The following is a 17,535-nucleotide window of genomic DNA, read 5'->3' as shown; positions in this document are numbered from 1 at the left end:
GCTGGCATGACGTTGGTTAAGCAGAGGGACGCTTGACGCCTGCGTCCACCACCTTCCACACTCGCGCGTGTACGTGAGAGATTATCAAACCGGGGCATCCATGCAGCTTGTCATCGTCGAATCGCCGGCCAAGGCGAAGACCATCGAGAAATATCTGGGCGGGGATTTTCACGTCCTTGCGAGCTACGGCCATATTCGCGACCTGCCGGCGAAGGACGGGTCGGTCGATCCCGACAACGGCTTTGCGATGTCGTGGGAAAATTATGGCGATAAGGGCAAGCAGCTGAAAGCCATCGCCGACGAGGCGAAGAAGGCGACGCGCCTGATCCTCGCGACCGACCCCGATCGCGAGGGGGAGGCGATCAGCTGGCATGTGCAGGAGGTGCTGCGGGCGAAGAAGGCTTTGCCGCAGACGGTCGACCGGGTGACGTTCAACGCGATCACCAAGGCGGCGGTGCTGGACGCGATGGCGAAGCCCCGCGCACTGGACGAGGATCTGATCGACGCCTATCGCGCGCGGCGGGCGCTCGATTATCTGGTGGGCTTCACCCTGTCGCCGGTGCTGTGGCGCAAGCTGCCGGGCGCGAAGTCGGCGGGGCGGGTGCAGTCGGTCGCGCTGCGGCTGGTGGTCGAGCGCGAGCGCGAGATCGAATCCTTCGTGGCGCAGGAATATTGGTCGGTCGCGGCCGAGATGGAGCAGGGGGGCCAAGGCTTCACCGCGCGGCTGGTGCGCTGGAAGGGCGAGAAGATCGAGCGGCTGACCATCGGGCGCGAGGGCGACGCGATGGCGGCGAAGGCCGACGTGGAGGCGGGGCGCTTCACCGTCGACAAGGTGGAGACCAAGCCGCTCACCCGCAATCCGCCCGCGCCGTTCACCACGTCGACGTTGCAGCAGGAGGCCGCACGCAAGCTCGGTTTCTCGGCGAGCCACACGATGCGGATCGCGCAGCAGCTCTATGAGGACGGCGCGATCACCTATATGCGGACCGACGGCGTGCAGATGGACGGCAGCGCCATTTCGGCCGCGCGCAAGGCGATCGCGGAGCGCTATGACGGCGGATATCTGCCCGAAAAGCCGCGCCAATATCAGACCAAGGCCAAGAACGCACAGGAAGCGCACGAAGCCATCCGCCCGACCGAGTTCGGGCGCGACAAGGTTGGGAGCGGCGATCATGCCCGCCTCTACGACCTCATCTTCAAGCGCGCGCTGGCGAGCCAGATGGCGAGCGCGCGGCTGGAGCGGACGACGGTCGATCTGGTGGATCAGACCGGACAGCATGGGCTGCGCGCGACGGGGCAGGTGGTGATCTTTCCGGGCTTTCTCGCGCTCTACGAAGAGGGCCGCGACGATAGCGACGACGATGATTCCAAGCTGCTGCCGCGCATGGCGGCGGGCGATGCGCCGGCCAAGAAGAAGGTCAGCGCCGAGCAGCATTTCACCCAGCCGCCGCCGCGCTATTCCGAAGCGTCGCTGGTCAAGCGGCTGGAGGAACTGGGGATCGGGCGGCCGTCCACCTATGCGTCCACGTTGCAGGTGCTGAAGGACCGCGACTATGTGCGGATCGAGAAGAACCGCTTCTTCGCCGAGGAGAGCGGGCGGCTGGTGACGGCGTTCCTGGAGCGTTTCTTCGAGCGCTACGTGTCCTACGACTTCACGGCGGGGCTGGAGGAGGAACTGGACGACATCAGCGGCGGGCGGGCCCAGTGGCAGGCGGTGCTCGAAGCCTTCTGGCGCGACTTCAAGCCCAAGACCGCCGAGGTGATGGAGCAGAAGCCGTCGGACATCACGGCGGCGCTCGACACGTTTCTGGAGCCGATGCTGTTTCCGCCCAAGGCCGATGGGTCCAACCCGCGCGCCTGTCCCTTGTGCGGCGACGGGCAGCTTTCTCTGCGCGGCGGTCGGTTCGGGGCGTTCATCGCCTGCTCCAATTACCCGGAGTGCAAATATACGCGCAAGTTCGGCCAGCCGGGCGGCAGCGAGGGCGAGGATAGCGGGCCGGAGATACTGGGGCAGCATCCCGAGACCGGGCAGGATATCACGCGCAAGTCCGGGCGGTTCGGCCCCTATATCGAGATGGGCGAGGGTAAGGAGGCCAAGCGCGGGTCGATCCCCAAGGATCTGCCCGATGGGGAGCTGACGCTGGACTGGGCGGTGAAGCTGCTGAGCCTGCCGCGCGAGGTGGGGCTGCACCCGGAGACGGGAAAGCCGATCGTGGCGAATATCGGGCGGTTCGGGCCGTATCTGCTGCATGACGGCAAATATGGGCGGCTGTCCTCCACCGCCGAGATTTTCGAGGTGGGGATGAACAGCGCGGTCGCGAAGCTGGCCGATGCGGCGAACAAGGGCGGGCGCGGGGCGTCCTCGCGCGAGGCGCTGAAGGTGCTGGGGAAGCATCCCCGGACCGAGGCCGAGATCAAGCTGATGGCGGGGCGCTATGGGCCTTATGTCACCGACGGGACGACCAATGCGACGCTGCCCAAGACGATCGCGCAGGAGGCACTGACGCTGGAGGAAGCCGCCCAACTGATCGACGCGCGCGCGGCGGCGGCGCCGGCGAAGAAGGGGAAGAAGGCGCCGGCCAAGAAAGCGGCGGCGAAGAAGAGCGGCGAGAAGAAGCCGGCGGCGAAGAAGGCGCCTGCGAAGAAGAAGGTGGCGGCAGCGGAATAATCCGGCGCGGCTTGCGCTACCGCTTCTCGACAAGCTCGAAGCGAACGGAGGGGGGTAGGGCGCGTGTGATTTCAAGATCACCCACCACCGTTCGGTTCGAGCCTGTCGAGAACCAAATGTGCTTCTACATCAGGGCGCGGGCGGGGCTACGCCTTCGACGATGAACTGGCGGCCGGTGGCGGCGCGGCGGCGCAGGGTCAGGGCTTCCTGTTCTTCGGGCGAGAATTGGAAGGTGCGGGCGGCGGCGAGGCTCGGAAATTCCATGATGACGACGCGGGCGGCGGGCGGGCTGCCCTCCGCCGGCACGGTCTGGCCGCCGCGCGCGAGATAGACGCCGCCATATTTGGCTGCGGCGACGCTCGCCTTGGCGACATAGGCCTTATAGGCTTCCGGGTCGGTGACGGTGATTTCGGCGATCACATAGGCTTTGGGCGTGGGTGTCGGGGTCTGCGCGTGGACTGCGCCGGCGAATGCCAACGCGACCGTGATCCAGAGTGGCTTGACCGGTGGCATGTCCGACTTTTCCCTTCTCGTTCAAGGCTGCCTAAGCATCCACAACTACAAAATATGCCCTCGTTTCACTCCACCCAGTCCAGCCCGATGTCGCGGTAGATGAAGCGGTCATTCTCCCAATCTTCCTTCACTTTGACATGGAGGTAAAGATGGACTTTGATGCCCAGGAGCTGGGCCAGTTCGGCGCGGGCTTTCGAGCCGATTTCCTTGAGGCGCTGGCCGCCCTTGCCGAGCACGATGGCGCGCTGGGTGGGGCGGGCGACGAGGATTTGCTGGTGGATTTCGACCGATCCGTCCTCGCGCTCCTGATATTGCTCGGTATCGACCGCGGCGGCGTAGGGGAGTTCGGCGTGGAGCTGGTGATAGAGCTGCTCGCGCGTGATTTCGGCCGCCAGCATCCGGTCGGTGGCGTCGGAGACCTGATCCTCGGGGAAGTGCCACGGCCCCTCCGGCATCGCATTGGCGAAGGCGGTCTTGAGCTGCGCGAGGCCATCGCCGGTCTGGGCCGAGATGAAGAAGGTCTCTTCAAAGCCGATGCGCTCGTACAGCTTCTGGGTGTGGACCAGCAGCTTTTCCTTGATGGCGATATCGACCTTGTTGAGGATCAGCCACTTGCGTTCGGGGCGGTGGACGAGCGCTTCGATGATCGGTTCCATCTTGGGGCCGAGGCCCGCCTTGCCGTCGACGATGAGGGCGATGAGGTCCGCGCCCTGCGCGCCGCCCCAGGCGGCCTGCACCATCGCGCGGTCCAGCCGGCGCTTGGGCGCGAAGATGCCGGGGGTGTCGACCAGCACGATCTGTGCGTCGCCCTCGATTCCGACGCCCATGACGCGGGTGCGGGTGGTCTGCGCCTTGGGGCTGGTGATCGCGACCTTCTGGCCGACCAGCGCATTGACCAGCGTCGACTTCCCCGCATTGGGCGCGCCGACGATGGCGACGACGCCGCAGCGTTGGTTCTTGATTTCGGTTTCCAATTCTACTCCGTTCGCCTTGCGACAATCCCGTCATCCCGGCGAAAGCCGGGATCCCGCTTCTGCTCTGGCGTTGCAGAAGAAGAGCGGGATCCCAGGTCAAGCCCGGGATGACGATGATGCTTTAGGTCTTTTCTCTAGTGAGAGGAAGCGGGGCTTATCCCGCCAATTTGTCGAGCAGCGCCTTGGCTGCCGCCGTTTCCGCTTCCTGCTTCGATGCGCCGGTGGCGCTGGCTTCGCCGGCGCCTTTGATCGCGACCGTCACGGTGAAGCGTAGCGCGTGCTGGGGGCCGGAGCGGTCGGTCAGCGCATATTCGGGGGGCTTGCGCTTGTTGGCGGCGGCCCATTCCTGGAGCGCGGACTTGGGGTGGCGGGGCGCGCTGGTCTGGGTGTCGACGCGGTCGCCCCAGAGGCGACGGACGAGGGTGCGGGCTTCGGCGAGGCCGCCCTCCAGATAGAGCGCGCCGATCAGCGCCTCCATGACGTCGCCCAGCACATTGTCGCTGTCTGCCGCGCCGTCGTCGCGGGCCTGCTTGCCGAGGATCAGATGATCGGGGACGCCCGCGTCGCGCGCTATTTCGGCGCAGGTTTCGCCCGAGACGAGGGCGTTGTAGCGGCGGGACAGCTTGCCTTCGGGCTCGGCGGCGTAGCGCTCAAAGACCCATTCGCCGATCAGCAGGCCGAGCACCCGGTCGCCGAGAAATTCGATCCGCTCATAATTGTCGGGGCTGGCGCTGCCATGGGTGAGCGCTTGGACGAAGGCGGCGCGGTTCTTGGGCGCGCGCCCGATCAGGTCTTCGAGCCAGGCGTCGGTGTCCGCCTTACTCAAAAGCCTTCCCCGATGCGGCTCCAGCGGGCGGCGGTGAACCAGGTCCAGGGCAGCAGCCAGTTCGCGCTGCCGTCGGTCGAGAAGACCGAGATCAGCGCCTTGCCGACGAGGTTCTTTTCCGGGACGAGGCCGATGCCGCCGCCTTCCACCGCCGGGAAGCGGCTGTCTGCGCTGCGGTCGCGATTGTCGCCCATCATGAAGAGATGGCCTTCGGGCACCAGCACGGTATCGCGATCGTCGGCCGGGCCGTCGGGCACGAGGTCGAGGACGTTGTAGCTTTTGCCGCCGGGCAGAGTCTCGCGATATTGAGGGTAGCGGCACTGGCGGCCGCCGCCGGGCGCGGCTTCCTCGAACTCGGGGCGGTAGCAGGGGGAGGGCGCGCCTTCCTTCTCCGCCGCATCGACCATATTGGCGCTCGCCGGGATGACGAGGTCGGCGACTTTCTGCTTGGGGATCGCCTGACCGTTCAAGTAAACGGTGCCGCCACGCACCGCGATCATGTCGCCGGGCAGGCCGATGACGCGCTTGATATAGTCGTTCTTCTGGTTCGGCGGCGCCTTGAACACCACCACGTCGCCGCGCTGAGGCGTGGAGGCGAAGATGCGACCGGGGATCAGCGGCACGCTGAACGGCAGCGAATAGCGCGAATAGCCATAGGGCCATTTGGCGACGAGAAGATAGTCGCCGATCAGCAGGCGCGGCTGCATCGATTCCGATGGAATGTTGAAAGGCGAGACGATGAAGCTGCGCAGGATGAAGACGAACAGCCCCAGCTTGACGAGAAACCAGAGGAAATCCCGTGTTTCGGATTTGGCGGTCATGCGGGTGCGTTACGTCCTTCTTGTCGGCCCGGAAAAGGCCCGTCGTGGCTTTTGCGGTGTCGTTATCCCCGCGTCAAGCATGGCGGAGGGTGCATAAGCGGGCCGACCTGTCTAGGTAAGGCACGAATCGACAGGTGCAGCGTCGATCTCGACCAACGCCTTCGGAAGGACATTTCATATGACCAGCCCTGCCTTGGCGGCCATCGCCGCGCTGCCCCAGCCCGACCTCAAGACGATATTCGATACCGATCCCGATCGCCTGTCCCGCCTGGTGCTGACCCACGGGCCGCTGCGGTTCGACTGGTCCAAGACCCATCTGACGCCCGAATTGTTCGACGCCTTCATGGCGCTCGCCGATGCGCAGGGGTTCAAGGCGCAGCGCGACGCGCTGTTCGCGGGCGAAGCGGTGAACAACACCGAAGGCCGCGCCGCCGAGCATCCCGCCGAGCGGGGCGAGGGCAAGGCCGAGAGCGTGGCGCGCGCCAAGGCGCTGCACGCGCGGATGCGCGCGCTGATCGACGCGATCGAGGCCGGCGCGCTGGGCGAGATCCGCCATATCCTGCATATCGGCATCGGCGGGTCGGCGCTCGGCCCCGACCTTATCATCGACGCGCTGGACGGCGACGGCATCCGATACGACGTTGCGATCGTGTCCAATGTGGACGGCACCGCGCTCGAACGGGCGATGGACAGTTTCGACCCCGAATATACGCTGATCGCGGTCGCCTCCAAGACCTTCACCACCACCGAGACGATGCTCAATGCCGCGAGCGCGATCAACTGGATGGTCGAGGCCGGGGTGGACGACCCCTATGGCCGGGTGATCGCGCTGACCGCATCGCCCGACAAGGCGATCGAGTGGGGGGTGGACGAGACACGCATCCTGCCCTTTTCGGAGTCGGTGGGCGGGCGCTATTCGCTCTGGTCCTCGATCGGCTTTCCCGCCGCGCTGGCGCTGGGGTGGGATGCGTTCGAGAGCCTGCTGGAGGGCGCGGCGGCGATGGACCGGCATTTCCGCCTGTCCGCGCCGGCCGAGAATGCGCCGCTGATCGCGGCGTTCGTGGACCAATATTATGCGCGGGTGCTGGGGTGCCAGACCCGCGCTTTGTTCGCCTATGACGAGCGGCTGAAGCTGCTGCCCTCCTACCTCCAGCAGCTGGAGATGGAGAGCAACGGCAAGAGCGTGACCCGCGACGGCCAGCCGGTCGATGGGCCGACCGCGCCGATCACCTGGGGCGGGGTGGGCACCGACGCGCAACATGCGGTGTTCCAGCTGCTGCACCAGGGGACGATCCTGACGCCGGTCGAGTTCATCGCCTCGATCGAGCCGGGCCATACGCTCGATCCCGCGCATCATCGCGCGCTGCTGGTCAACTGCTTCGCGCAGGGGGCGGCGCTGATGCGCGGCAAGGAGAATGCCGACGATCCGGCGCGCGCCTATCCGGGCGGGCGGCCGTCCACGACGATCCTGATGGAGGATGTGACGCCCGAGGCTCTGGGCGCGCTGATCGCCTTCTACGAGCATCGCACCTTCGCCAATGCGGTGCTGATGGGGATCAACCCGTTCGACCAGTTCGGGGTGGAACTGGGCAAGGAGATCGCCAAGTCGATCGAGGCGAATGGAGCGACGGGGTTCGATCCGTCCACGATGGCGCTGATCGAGGTGGCTTTGGGGGAGTGACCCGAGTTCCTCCCCCTTAGAGGGAGGGGGCCGGCGAAGCCGGTGGAGGGGTGTCCTGATATCGAGAGGGGGACACCCCTCCGTCACGCGCTTCGCGCGCGCCACCTCCCCTGCAAGGGGAGGATGACAGGGGAGGATGGAAGGGTTTTCATTTGTAACTTACCTTCGCACCCGCCATATGCGCCGCAGATCAGCGGAGGCGCTTCATGAGCGAATTTGAGTATGACCTGTTCGTCATCGGGGCAGGGTCTGGGGGCGTGCGGGCGTCGCGCGTGGCAGCGGCGCATGGCGCGAAGGTCGCGGTGGCGGAGGAGTATCGCGTCGGCGGCACTTGCGTCATCCGGGGCTGCGTGCCCAAGAAGCTGCTCATCTATGGCGCGCATTTCGCCGAGGATCTGAAGGATGCGCGCCGCTTCGGCTGGGACGTGCCCGAATGCGGCTTTGAGTGGGCGACGCTGCGCGACAATGTGCTGGCGGAGGTCGATCGGCTGGAGGGGCTGTACGGCAATACGCTCGACAATCACAAGGTCGAGGTGATCCGCGAGCGCGCGACGATCACCGGGCCGCATGGCGTGAAGCTGGCGAGCGGGCGCGAGATCAGCGCCAAGGTCATCCTGGTCGCGACCGGCGCCTGGCCGATCCTGCCGGAGATTGAGGGCGCCGAGCATGGCATCACCTCCAACGAGGTGTTCCACCTGCCCGAATGTCCGGGCCGGATCGTGATCGTGGGCGGCGGCTATATCGCCAACGAGTTTGCCGGCATCTTTCACCAGCTCGGCAGCCATGTGACGATGGTGAACCGGGGCAGCGACCTGCTGCGCGGCTATGACGCGCAGATCCGCGACCGGCTGCTCCAGATTTCGATGACCAAGGGGATCAATTTCCGCTTCAATGCGAAGATGGAGCGGATCGAGAAGAATGAGGACGGGACGCTCTGCGTCCGGTTCCATAGCGGCGATCCGGTGACCGCCGATGTCGTGATGTTCGCCACCGGGCGGCGGCCGCATACGGACGGGCTGGGGCTGGAGAAGGCTGGGGTCGAACTGAACGACAAGGGCGCGATCAAGGTCGATGCGTATAGCCGCACGAGCTGCGAGAGCATCTATGCGGTGGGCGACGTGACCGACCGGCTGCAACTGACCCCGGTCGCGATCCGCGAGGGCCATGCCTTTGCCGATACGGTGTTTGGCGGCAATCCGCGCACGGTCGATTATGGCTGCGTGCCGTCGGCCGTGTTCAGCCATCCGCCGCTCGCGGGCGTTGGCATGACCGAGGCGGAGGCGCGCAACAAGCTGGGGACGGTGAAAATCTACACGTCGGATTTCCGGCCGATGAAGAATGTGCTGGCCGGGCGCGACGAGCGGGCGCTCTACAAGATGGTGGTGGACGCGACGACGAACCGAGTGGTCGGGCTGCACATGATCGGGCCGGACGCGCCCGAGATATTGCAGGCCGCCGCCGTCGCGGTGAAGGCGGGGCTGACCAAGCAGGATTTCGACGATACCGTCGCGCTGCATCCGAGCATGGCGGAGGAATTGGTGCTGTTGAAATGATATGATCCTCCCCCTGCGGGGGAGGTGGCTGGCCGTAGGCCAGACGGAGGGGCGTCATGCTATCGATAGGATGACACCCCTCCACCACTTCGTGGTCCCCCTCCCCCTATGGGGGAGGAATTAGGTTGCCGTGAGCGTCACGACCAACGCATCGCGCCATGCTGGCTTCGAGGGATCGAGCGGGTGGATTTCGGTGACGCCGTGGAGGATGCGGCGGTCGTCGATCAGCATCGTGTCGGCGGGATCGGTCAGCGTGAATTCGCCGAGCGGGGCGCCATCGGGCGCGCCGATGCGGGTGACGCCTTGGCGCACGTTGCGGCGCTCGATGAGCATGACGAGCACATGGTCGACGCCGTCGCGGTGCATCCCTTCAGGCGTGGGGCGGCCCTCTTCGCCCGGCTTCGCCTCGATACGGAACTGGTGCAGCTCGACATGCCAGCGGCCCTGCTGCGCGGGATCGAAGCTGTCGGCGGCGAAGCGCAGGATCGCCTGCATCGCGGGCGAGGCCATGGTCGCGTCCGTCACCGGATCGAACCAGCGCTGCACGTCGCCGTTCAAGGGATTATAGTCGCGGCTCTGATAATGGGGCTGGTGCGGCTTGCGGGCGAAGCGGCCATGCTCCAGCGCCAGCGCGGCATGGCGGCGGCGGCGATAACGCCCGCCATCGGCCATGTAGAGATCGGGACCGAGATCATTCCAGCTCGCGGCGAAGGCGGACCAGTCGGGGCGCGACAGGGCTAGGTGGTCCAGCATCGCGACGCCGGGGATGCGGGCGTAGCCGGATGCGGCGAGGGCGGCGCTTGAGGGCAGGAGGTCGGGGGCGTTCATTCGTGCTTCTTAGCGGGCGCAGACAGCGGGGGACAGGGCCGCTGGGCGCCCGGTGGATCGCGGGCAGCAGGATTTTCAGCGGTGATGATGGTTGTCGCTGTCGCTCGGCCGGACTAAGTTGCCATGCAGGAGTATTGCCCCATGCGATCGACCCAACAGTTGAATGTCACCTTGCCAGAGGAAATGGCCGCCGATGTGCGCGCAAGGGTCGCATCGGGGGCCTACGCCAGCGAGAGCGAAGTCATTCGCGAAGGGCTGCGCGCGCTACAGGCGCGGGAGCGGGCTGTGGAAAGCTGGCTGACCAATCAGGCCTTGCCATCCTATGACGCGTATCGGGCCGATCCGTCGCGCGGGGTGCCGCTGGATCAGGTGCGCGCCGAACTGGCGGCGCGAGGAGATCAAGGCGAGCGCCGATAAACGGTGCGCCATTTGGTTACGAGACATTGCTGCGCGACGATCACCCGATCCAGTAAGGCACGATCTGCCTGTTGTCCGGGTCCACATGGATCGGGCGATCCGCCGGCGGGAAGGCGCGCTGGTCGCAGCTTTGGCGGGGGCAGAGGCGGCAGGTTATGCCTATGGGGGTGGCGGCGCCCTCGACCTCCAGTTGCAGACCGTCGGCATAGACGAAGTTGGCCGCATGGGCGATTTCGCAGCCCAGCACTACGGCGAAGCGGCGCGGGGTGCGCTTGTAGCTGCCGGAGGGTTTGACGAGGCCCTTCGCCATCGAGACGTAGCGGACGCCATCGGGGGTTTCGCCGAGCTGGACGTTGATGCGGTCGGGCACGGCGACGGCTTCGTGGACGTTCCACAAGGGGCAGGCGCCGCCGAAGCGGGCGAATTGCAGGCGGGTGGCGCTGTGGCGCTTGGTGATGTTGCCGGCCATGTCGACGCGGCAGAAGAAGAAGGGGATGCCGCGCAGGCCGGGGCGTTGCAGCGTCGAAAGGCGGTGGCAGGCCTGTTCGAAACTGACGCCGAAGGTGCGGGCGAGCCGGTCGATATCGTGGCGCATCGCGCGGGCGGCTTCGCGGAAGGCGGCGTAGGGCATGAGCAGCGCGCCGGCGGCATAGTTGCCGAGGCCGATCGCGAGCAGCCGGTCCGCGCCGGGGACGGGCAGGGCGGCCTTGGTCACGACATCGGCGATCACCGCCTGCCCTTCCAGCATCATGAGCTGATGGCCGAGCATGAACTTGCGGCTTTCGGTGGGGAGCGCGGCGTTGATGAACAGCCGCTTGTCGGCGGCGCGATAGGCGCGGAGCGCACTGTCCGGGGTTTCGGCGATCAGCGTTTCGATGCCGTGGCGGCGGGCGAGCGCTTCGACCAGCATCCCTTCGTCCAGCACCTGCCCCGCCGTGAAGCTCTCCGCCATTTCCTCGGCCAGGCAGTCGAGCGCGTGGACATAATTGCCGGCCTCATGGAACCAGTCGCGCGCGGCTTCCCAGGGGAGGCGGGCCTGGACTTCATGGTCGTTGGCGATCGCCTCCTCGATCATGTTGATCCGTTCGTTGGCGCGCATATGGGCGTTGTAGAGGTCGACATAGCGGGCGGCGAATTCGGGGAATTGCAGGTGCAATTTCTCGATCCGCTCGGGCTCCATCGGCGCGCCGGGCAGTTCCGGGTGGGCAAGGGCGTAGGTGAAAGCGCCGAGAAGCTGTTCCTCCTCGCGGCTGTCGAAGCTGGCCCAGTCGGTGGGGAAGGCGCTGGCGACAGCGGCCTTGACCTTGGCGGTCAGGGGGCGATCGTCATTTTCGAGCTGCGAGAGGTAGGACACTGAGATGCCGAGCGCGAGCGCCATCGTCGCCTGGTCCATGCGATGGTCGAGGCGGAGTTGGCGCAGGCGGGGGCCGGCGAAGATGCGGTTGCCGCGGGGCATTGCGAAATCCTCTCCATCTTGTTTCCCGGCGAAGGTCGGGTCCAGTCCCACGCTCTGAACTGGATCCCGGCCTTCGCCGGGACACGGAACGCCGCTGGGCGACGTTCCTAGTTTGCGAAGTTGGGATTTGCAAATTGGCAAATTTGCATTTGCGAAAAATGTCGGGGACTGAAAGGAGCAGCATCAAGAATTTGGGGAGACGCACGCGACCATGTCGAAACTGGCGATCATCGAGCAGCTCGAAGCCAAGCGCGAGGCCGCGCGGATGGGCGGCGGGCAGCGGCGCATCGACGCGCAGCACGCCAAGGGCAAGCTGACCGCGCGCGAGCGGCTGGACGTGCTGCTGGACGAGGGGAGCTTCGAGGAACTCGACATGTATGTCGAGCATAATTGCGTCGATTTCGGCATGGACGCCGAGCATATTCCCGGCGACGGGGTCGTCACCGGATCGGGCACGATCAACGGCCGTTTGGTGTTCGTGTTCAGCCAGGACTTCACCGTCTATGGCGGCGCGGTGTCGGAACGGCACGCGATGAAGATCTGCAAGATCATGGACATGGCGATGAAGGTCGGCGCGCCCGTCATCGGCCTCAATGACAGCGGCGGCGCGCGCATCCAGGAGGGCGTGGCGTCGCTGGGCGGCTATGCCGAGATTTTCCAGCGCAACGTGCTGGCGTCGGGCGTGGTGCCGCAGATCAGCGTCATCATGGGGCCGTGCGCGGGCGGAGCGGTCTATTCGCCGGCGATGACCGACTTCATCTTCATGGTGAAGGACAGCAGCTTCATGTTCGTGACCGGGCCGGACGTGGTCAAGACGGTCACGAACGAGGTCGTCACCCAGGAGGAACTGGGCGGGGCGGTGACGCATACGACGAAGTCGGGCGTGGCGGACGTAGCGTTCGAGAATGATATCGAGGCGCTGCTGGCGGTGCGGGATTTCGTGGACTTCCTGCCGGCGTCGAACCGCGAGCCGGTGCCCGAGCGGCCCACCGCCGACGCCTGGGACCGCATCGAGGAGAGCCTGGACACGCTGATCCCGGCCAACGCCAACCAGCCCTATGACATGCACGAACTGATCCGCAAGGTGGTGGACGAGGGCGATTTCTTCGAGGTGCAGCCGGCCCATGCGGGCAATATATTGTGCGGTTTCGGGCGGATCGAGGGCAAGACGGTGGGCATCATCGCCAACCAGCCGATGGTGCTGGCCGGCGTGCTCGACATTAATTCGTCCAAGAAGGCGGGGCGGTTCGTGCGCTTCTGCGATGCGTTCGAGATACCGATCGTGACGTTCGTGGACGTGCCGGGCTTCCTGCCGGGGACGGCGCAGGAGCATAGCGGCATCATTAAGCATGGCGCGAAGCTGCTGTTCGCCTATGCCGAGGCGACCGTGCCCAAGATCACGATCATCACGCGCAAGGCCTATGGCGGCGCGTATGACGTGATGAGTTCCAAGCATCTGCGCGGCGATCTGAACTATGCCTGGCCGACCGCCGAGATCGCGGTGATGGGGGCGAAGGGCGCGGTGGAGATCATTTTCCGCGGCAAGACGCCCGAAGAGATCGCCGAGCGGACGAAGGAATATGAGGACCGCTTCGCCAATCCCTTCGTGGCGGCGGGCAAGGGCTTCATCGACGAGGTGATCCAGCCGCATTCGACGCGGCGGCGGATCGCGCTGGGGCTGCGGAAGCTGCGGAACAAGAGCCTTGAGAACCCGTGGAAGAAGCATGACAATATTCCGCTGTGAGCGGACAGGAGCGGGATGAGCAACATGAGCAACGAGATCTACATCGTCAGCGGGGCGCGGACCGCGATCGGGAGCTTTGGCGGATCGCTGGCATCGCTGCGGCCGGCGGAGCTGGGCACGATCGTCATCAAGGAGGCGATCGCGCGGGCCGGCATCGAAGCCGGCGACGTGCAGAATGTCGTCATCGGGACCGTGGTGCCGACCCAGCCCAAGGACGCCTATATCAGTCGCGTCGCGGGGGTGAATGCGGGGATTCCGATCGACGCGCCGGCGATGAACGTCAATCGGCTGTGCGGATCGGGGCTTCAGGCGATCGTGTCGGCGGCACAGGGAATTGCGCTTGGCGAGCATGACATTGCGGTGGCCGGCGGCGCTGAGTCCATGTCCAACGCGCCGCATATGGTGCTTTCCGCGCGCAACGGGCAGAAGATGGGCAATATCGAGATGGTGGACGCCATGCTCGGCGCACTGCACGACCCGTTCGAAAATTATCATATGGGCGTGACGGCGGAGAATGTCGCCGAGCGCTGCGGCATCAGCCGGGAAGAGCAGGATGCAGTCGCGGTCGAGAGCCACAGGCGCGCGGCGGCGGCGATCGCGGCGGGATACTTCAAGGAGCAGATCGTCCCAGTCGAAGTGAAGACGCGCAAGGGCGTCACTGTCTTCGACACCGACGAGCATGTCCGCGCCGATGCGTCGGCCGAGGGGATGGCGGGGCTGAAGCCCGTGTTCAAGAAGGACGGCACGGTAACGGCCGGCAATGCGTCGGGCATCAACGATGGCGGCGGCGCGGTGGTGCTGGCGAGCGGCAAGGCGGTGGCGGAGAGGGGCCTCAAGCCGCTGGCGAAGATCATCGGCTGGGGCCATGCGGGCGTCGAGCCTTCGGTCATGGGGCTGGGGCCGGTGAAGGCGGTGCCGGTGGCGCTGGCGCGGGCTGGCCTCAGCCTCGACCAGATGGACGTGATCGAGAGCAACGAGGCGTTCGCCGCGCAGGCGTGCGGGGTGGCGAAGGAACTGGGCTTCGATCCGGCCAAGACCAATCCCAATGGCTCGGGCATTTCACTCGGCCACCCGATCGGTGCGACCGGCGCGATCCTGACGATCAAGGCGGCCTATGAGTTGAAGCGGACCGGCGGGCGCTATGCGCTGATTACGATGTGCATCGGCGGCGGGCAGGGCATCGCCATGGTGATCGAGGCGGTGGCGTGAAGCTGGGGCGGCTCAACCATATCGGGGTGGCGACGCCGTCGCTGGAGGCGAGCCTCGCTTATTACCGCGACGTCATGGGTGCGACTTTGGCGCACCAACCGTTCGACCTGCCGGCGCAGGGCGTGAAGGTGTGCTTTGTCGATACGCCGGGCGAGAATGGGACGGCGGGCACGCAGATCGAACTGATCGAGCCGCTGGGGGAGGCTTCGCCGATCCATGGGTTTCTGGCCAAGAACCCGGCCGGGGGGCAGCATCATATCTGCTATGAGGTGGCGGACATCCATGAGGCGAAAGCCTGGTTCGAGGGGCTGGGGAAGAAGGTGCTCGGCGAGCCGCGCATCGGGGCGCATGGCACGCCGATCTTTTTCGTGCATCCCAAGGATATGAACGGGGTGCTGACCGAGATCATGGAGACGCCCAAGGGCGGAGCACACTGATCCACCCCTCCCGCAAGCGGGAGGGGCAGCGAGACTTGGCGGCTCTGCCGCCTAGTCGCAGCGGGGTGGGCGAGCGAAGGCCCACTCCAACTCCGGCTAGCCAACAAGTTGGCAAGCCTGCGTATCCTCTCCCGCTTGCGGGAGAGGAATGAGGATGGAAGAATGACCGAGAAGCCGACGCTGGACGCATGGGCCGCCGCCGCCGCGAAGGAGGTGAAGGGCAAGGATCTGAACTGGGAGACCCCGGAGGGGATCACTGTCAAGCCGCTCTATACGGCCGAGGACGTGACGGTCGATCCCGGCCTTCCCGGCTTCGCGCCGTTCACGCGGGGCGTGCGCGCGTCCATGTACGCGGGGCGGCCCTGGACCATCCGGCAATATGCGGGCTTTTCGACGGCCGAGGAATCCAACGCTTTCTACCGTCGCAACCTGGCGGCCGGGCAGAAGGGGCTTTCGGTCGCCTTCGACCTCGCCACCCATCGCGGTTATGACAGCGACCATCCGCGCGTCGTCGGCGATGTCGGCAAGGCGGGGGTCGCGATCGACACGATCGAGGATATGAAAATCCTGTTCGACGGCATTCCGCTCGACCAGATGTCGGTTTCCATGACGATGAACGGCGCGGTGATCCCGATCCTCGCCTTCTTCATCGTCGCGGGCGAGGAGCAGGGGGTCGAGCGCAGGCTGCTCGACGGGACCATCCAGAACGACATCCTCAAGGAGTTCATGGTCCGCAACACCTACATCTACCCGCCCGAACCATCGATGCGGATCATCAGCGACATTTTCGGCTATACGTCGCGCGAGATGCCCAAGTTCAACAGCATCTCCATCTCCGGCTATCATATGCAGGAAGCCGGCGCGACGCAGGTGCAGGAGCTGGCCTTCACCATCGCCGACGGCGCGGAATATGTGCGCTACGGCGTGGCGAGCGGGCTTGATATCGACAAGTTCGCGGGGCGTTTGAGCTTCTTCTTCGCGATCGGCATGAATTTCTTCATGGAGATCGCCAAGCTGCGCGCGGCGCGCGTGCTGTGGCATCGCGTCATGACGAAGCTCGGCGCCAAGGACGAGCGCTCCAAGATGCTGCGCACCCACTGCCAGACCAGCGGCGTCTCGCTGACCGAGCAGGACCCCTATAACAACGTTATGCGCACCACCATCGAGGCGATGGCGGCGATGCTGGGCGGCACCCAGTCGCTGCACACCAACGCGCTCGACGAGGCGATCGCGCTGCCGACCGACTTTTCCGCGCGGATCGCGCGCAACACGCAGATCGTGATCCAGGAAGAGACGGGGATGACCAAGGTCGTCGATCCGCTGGGCGGCAGCTATTATGTCGAGGCGCTGACCCAGCAGCTGGTCGACGCCGCGCAGGAGATTATCGACCGGGTGGAGAGCGAAGGCGGCATGGCGAAGGCCGTCGCCGCCGGCTGGCCCAAGGCGATGATCGAGACGGCGGCGGCGGCGCGGCAGGCGCGGGTCGATCGGGGCGAGGATGTCATTGTCGGGGTGAACAAATATCGCCTCGCCAGCGAAGACCTGTTGGAGACGCTGGAGGTCGACAATAGCAAGGTGCGCGAGGCGCAGATCGCGCGCATCAATCGGGTGAAGGCGGAGCGCGACGAGGCCAAGTGCCAGGCGGCGCTGGAGGCGCTGAAGCGCGGATGCCGCTATGAAAATGCTCCCCTCCGCGAGGGGGACACCCCTCCGTCAGGGCTTCGCCCTGCCACCTCCCCCTCAGGGGGAGGATTGGGGATGGAGAATAACCTTCTGGCGTTGGCTGTGGAATGCGCGCGTGCGCGGGCGACGCTGGGCGAGATTTCCGCCGCGATGGAGGACAGCTTCCAGCGCTATGGCACACAGCCGACGCCGGTGAAGGGCGTCTATGCCGCGCCCTACAAGGATGACAGTCGCTGGAAACAGGTACTCGACGGCGTGCAGGCCGTCGAACGGCGCCTCGGTCGCAAGCCCAAACTCCTCGTCGCCAAGATGGGGCAGGACGGGCACGATCGGGGCGCCAACGTCATCGCCTCGGCCTTTGGCGACATGGGGTTCGATGTGGTGTCGGGGCCGCTGTTCCAGACGCCGGAGGAAACGGTGGTGCTGGCGCTCGACAGCGGGGTGGATGTGGTCGGCGCGTCATCGCTGGCGGCGGGGCACAAGACGCTGATCCCCGAACTCATCAACCGGCTGCGCGAAAATGGCCGCAGCGACATCAAGGTGATCGCGGGCGGGGTGATCCCGCCGCAGGATTACGACTTCCTCCGTGACGCGGGCGTCCAGGGCATTTATGGACCGGGCTCCAATGTCGTGGAATGCGCCGCCGACGTGCTGCGCCTCCTCGGCCACAATATGCCCCCTGCCGGGCTGGAGGAAGCTGCTTGACCGACCTCACCACCCCTTGT

The 17,535-nt window shown here is 65.8% G+C and carries 14 protein-coding genes; 8 read left to right on the top strand and 6 right to left on the bottom strand.

Translation table 11 applies throughout. The features are described 5' to 3' along the window. Positions 1-100: 100 nt before the first annotated feature. Positions 101-2,668, top strand: a complete 2,568-nt coding sequence (topA, locus tag V2B31_RS05965) for a type I DNA topoisomerase (RefSeq protein ID WP_328276399.1) — start codon at positions 101-103, stop codon at positions 2,666-2,668. Positions 2,669-2,797: 129 nt separating this feature from the next. Here the strand turns inward: topA and V2B31_RS05960 are convergent, their stop codons facing one another. The 4 genes from V2B31_RS05960 to lepB form a co-directional block, all read right to left on the bottom strand. Next, complete coding sequence (locus tag V2B31_RS05960; protein ID WP_328276397.1) at positions 2,798-3,181, bottom strand: DUF1330 domain-containing protein; 384 nt, start codon at positions 3,179-3,181, stop codon at positions 2,798-2,800. Between the two features lie 65 nt (positions 3,182-3,246). Next, complete coding sequence (gene era, locus V2B31_RS05955) at positions 3,247-4,155, bottom strand: GTPase Era (protein ID WP_328276395.1); 909 nt, start codon at positions 4,153-4,155, stop codon at positions 3,247-3,249. 154 nt (positions 4,156-4,309) lie between these two features. After that, a complete protein-coding gene (rnc, locus tag V2B31_RS05950) occupies positions 4,310-4,981 on the bottom strand; it encodes a ribonuclease III (RefSeq protein ID WP_328276393.1) in 672 nt (223 codons plus the stop codon). Then, the gene (gene lepB, locus V2B31_RS05945; RefSeq protein ID WP_328276391.1) at positions 4,978-5,802 is read right to left on the bottom strand and encodes a signal peptidase I; all 825 of its coding nucleotides are present in this window, start codon (positions 5,800-5,802) and stop codon (positions 4,978-4,980) included. Before lepB ends, rnc begins: the two co-directional genes overlap by 4 nt. Positions 5,803-5,980: 178 nt before the next feature. Between lepB and pgi the strand changes: the two genes are divergently transcribed. Both pgi and gor read left to right on the top strand, forming a co-directional pair. Beyond that, positions 5,981-7,483: a glucose-6-phosphate isomerase gene (gene pgi, locus V2B31_RS05940; RefSeq protein ID WP_328276389.1), complete on the top strand. Its 1,503-nt coding sequence runs from the start codon at positions 5,981-5,983 to the stop codon at positions 7,481-7,483. A gap of 206 nt (positions 7,484-7,689) precedes the next feature. Next, positions 7,690-9,036: a glutathione-disulfide reductase gene (gene gor, locus V2B31_RS05935; protein WP_328276387.1), complete on the top strand. Its 1,347-nt coding sequence runs from the start codon at positions 7,690-7,692 to the stop codon at positions 9,034-9,036. 120 nt (positions 9,037-9,156) lie between these two features. Here gor and V2B31_RS05930 read toward each other — a convergent pair whose 3' ends face one another. Further along, complete coding sequence (locus tag V2B31_RS05930; RefSeq protein ID WP_328276385.1) at positions 9,157-9,864, bottom strand: 2OG-Fe dioxygenase family protein; 708 nt, start codon at positions 9,862-9,864, stop codon at positions 9,157-9,159. A 141-nt stretch (positions 9,865-10,005) separates the two neighbouring features. Between V2B31_RS05930 and V2B31_RS05925 the strand changes: the two genes are divergently transcribed. Next, the gene (locus tag V2B31_RS05925; protein ID WP_328276382.1) at positions 10,006-10,281 is read left to right on the top strand and encodes a type II toxin-antitoxin system ParD family antitoxin; all 276 of its coding nucleotides are present in this window, start codon (positions 10,006-10,008) and stop codon (positions 10,279-10,281) included. A 40-nt stretch (positions 10,282-10,321) separates the two neighbouring features. Here V2B31_RS05925 and V2B31_RS05920 read toward each other — a convergent pair whose 3' ends face one another. Continuing rightward, positions 10,322-11,737, bottom strand: coding sequence for a helix-turn-helix domain-containing protein (locus V2B31_RS05920; protein WP_328276380.1), 1,416 nt, complete (start codon positions 11,735-11,737; stop codon positions 10,322-10,324). Between the two features lie 211 nt (positions 11,738-11,948). Between V2B31_RS05920 and V2B31_RS05915 the strand changes: the two genes are divergently transcribed. The 4 genes from V2B31_RS05915 to scpA all read left to right on the top strand — a co-directional run bounded on the left by V2B31_RS05915 (position 11,949) and on the right by scpA (position 17,515). Then, the gene (locus tag V2B31_RS05915) at positions 11,949-13,481 is read left to right on the top strand and encodes an acyl-CoA carboxylase subunit beta (protein ID WP_328276378.1); all 1,533 of its coding nucleotides are present in this window, start codon (positions 11,949-11,951) and stop codon (positions 13,479-13,481) included. A gap of 24 nt (positions 13,482-13,505) precedes the next feature. Next, on the top strand, positions 13,506-14,690 hold the full coding sequence (locus V2B31_RS05910; protein WP_422248262.1) for an acetyl-CoA C-acyltransferase family protein: 1,185 nt from the start codon (positions 13,506-13,508) through the stop codon (positions 14,688-14,690). Beyond that, complete coding sequence (gene mce, locus V2B31_RS05905) at positions 14,687-15,127, top strand: methylmalonyl-CoA epimerase (RefSeq protein ID WP_328276373.1); 441 nt, start codon at positions 14,687-14,689, stop codon at positions 15,125-15,127. Before V2B31_RS05910 ends, mce begins: the two co-directional genes overlap by 4 nt. A gap of 162 nt (positions 15,128-15,289) precedes the next feature. Continuing rightward, positions 15,290-17,515, top strand: a complete 2,226-nt coding sequence (gene scpA, locus V2B31_RS05900) for a methylmalonyl-CoA mutase (RefSeq protein ID WP_328276370.1) — start codon at positions 15,290-15,292, stop codon at positions 17,513-17,515. Positions 17,516-17,535 lie beyond the last annotated feature (20 nt).

Origin of the sequence: Sphingobium sp., assembly GCF_036170395.1 — a bacterium.
GTDB lineage: Bacteria > Pseudomonadota > Alphaproteobacteria > Sphingomonadales > Sphingomonadaceae > Sphingobium.
This window is presented reverse-complemented; position numbering and strand designations above follow the sequence as displayed.

Excerpts from the sequence above, each read along its gene's own strand:
- V2B31_RS05920 (WP_328276380.1), bottom strand. The coding sequence starts at position 11,737 with ATGCCCCGCGGCAACCGCATCTTCGCCGGCCCCCGCCTGCGCCAACTC.
- V2B31_RS05925 (WP_328276382.1), top strand. The coding sequence starts at position 10,006 with ATGCGATCGACCCAACAGTTGAATGTCACCTTGCCAGAGGAAATGGCC.
- V2B31_RS05915 (WP_328276378.1), top strand. The coding sequence starts at position 11,949 with ATGTCGAAACTGGCGATCATCGAGCAGCTCGAAGCCAAGCGCGAGGCC.
- V2B31_RS05960 (WP_328276397.1), bottom strand. The coding sequence starts at position 3,181 with ATGCCACCGGTCAAGCCACTCTGGATCACGGTCGCGTTGGCATTCGCC.
- topA (WP_328276399.1), top strand. The coding sequence starts at position 101 with ATGCAGCTTGTCATCGTCGAATCGCCGGCCAAGGCGAAGACCATCGAG.
- pgi (WP_328276389.1), top strand. The coding sequence starts at position 5,981 with ATGACCAGCCCTGCCTTGGCGGCCATCGCCGCGCTGCCCCAGCCCGAC.
- lepB (WP_328276391.1), bottom strand. The coding sequence starts at position 5,802 with ATGACCGCCAAATCCGAAACACGGGATTTCCTCTGGTTTCTCGTCAAG.
- V2B31_RS05910 (WP_422248262.1), top strand. The coding sequence starts at position 13,506 with ATGAGCAACGAGATCTACATCGTCAGCGGGGCGCGGACCGCGATCGGG.
- scpA (WP_328276370.1), top strand. The coding sequence starts at position 15,290 with ATGACCGAGAAGCCGACGCTGGACGCATGGGCCGCCGCCGCCGCGAAG.
- V2B31_RS05930 (WP_328276385.1), bottom strand. The coding sequence starts at position 9,864 with ATGAACGCCCCCGACCTCCTGCCCTCAAGCGCCGCCCTCGCCGCATCC.
- gor (WP_328276387.1), top strand. The coding sequence starts at position 7,690 with ATGAGCGAATTTGAGTATGACCTGTTCGTCATCGGGGCAGGGTCTGGG.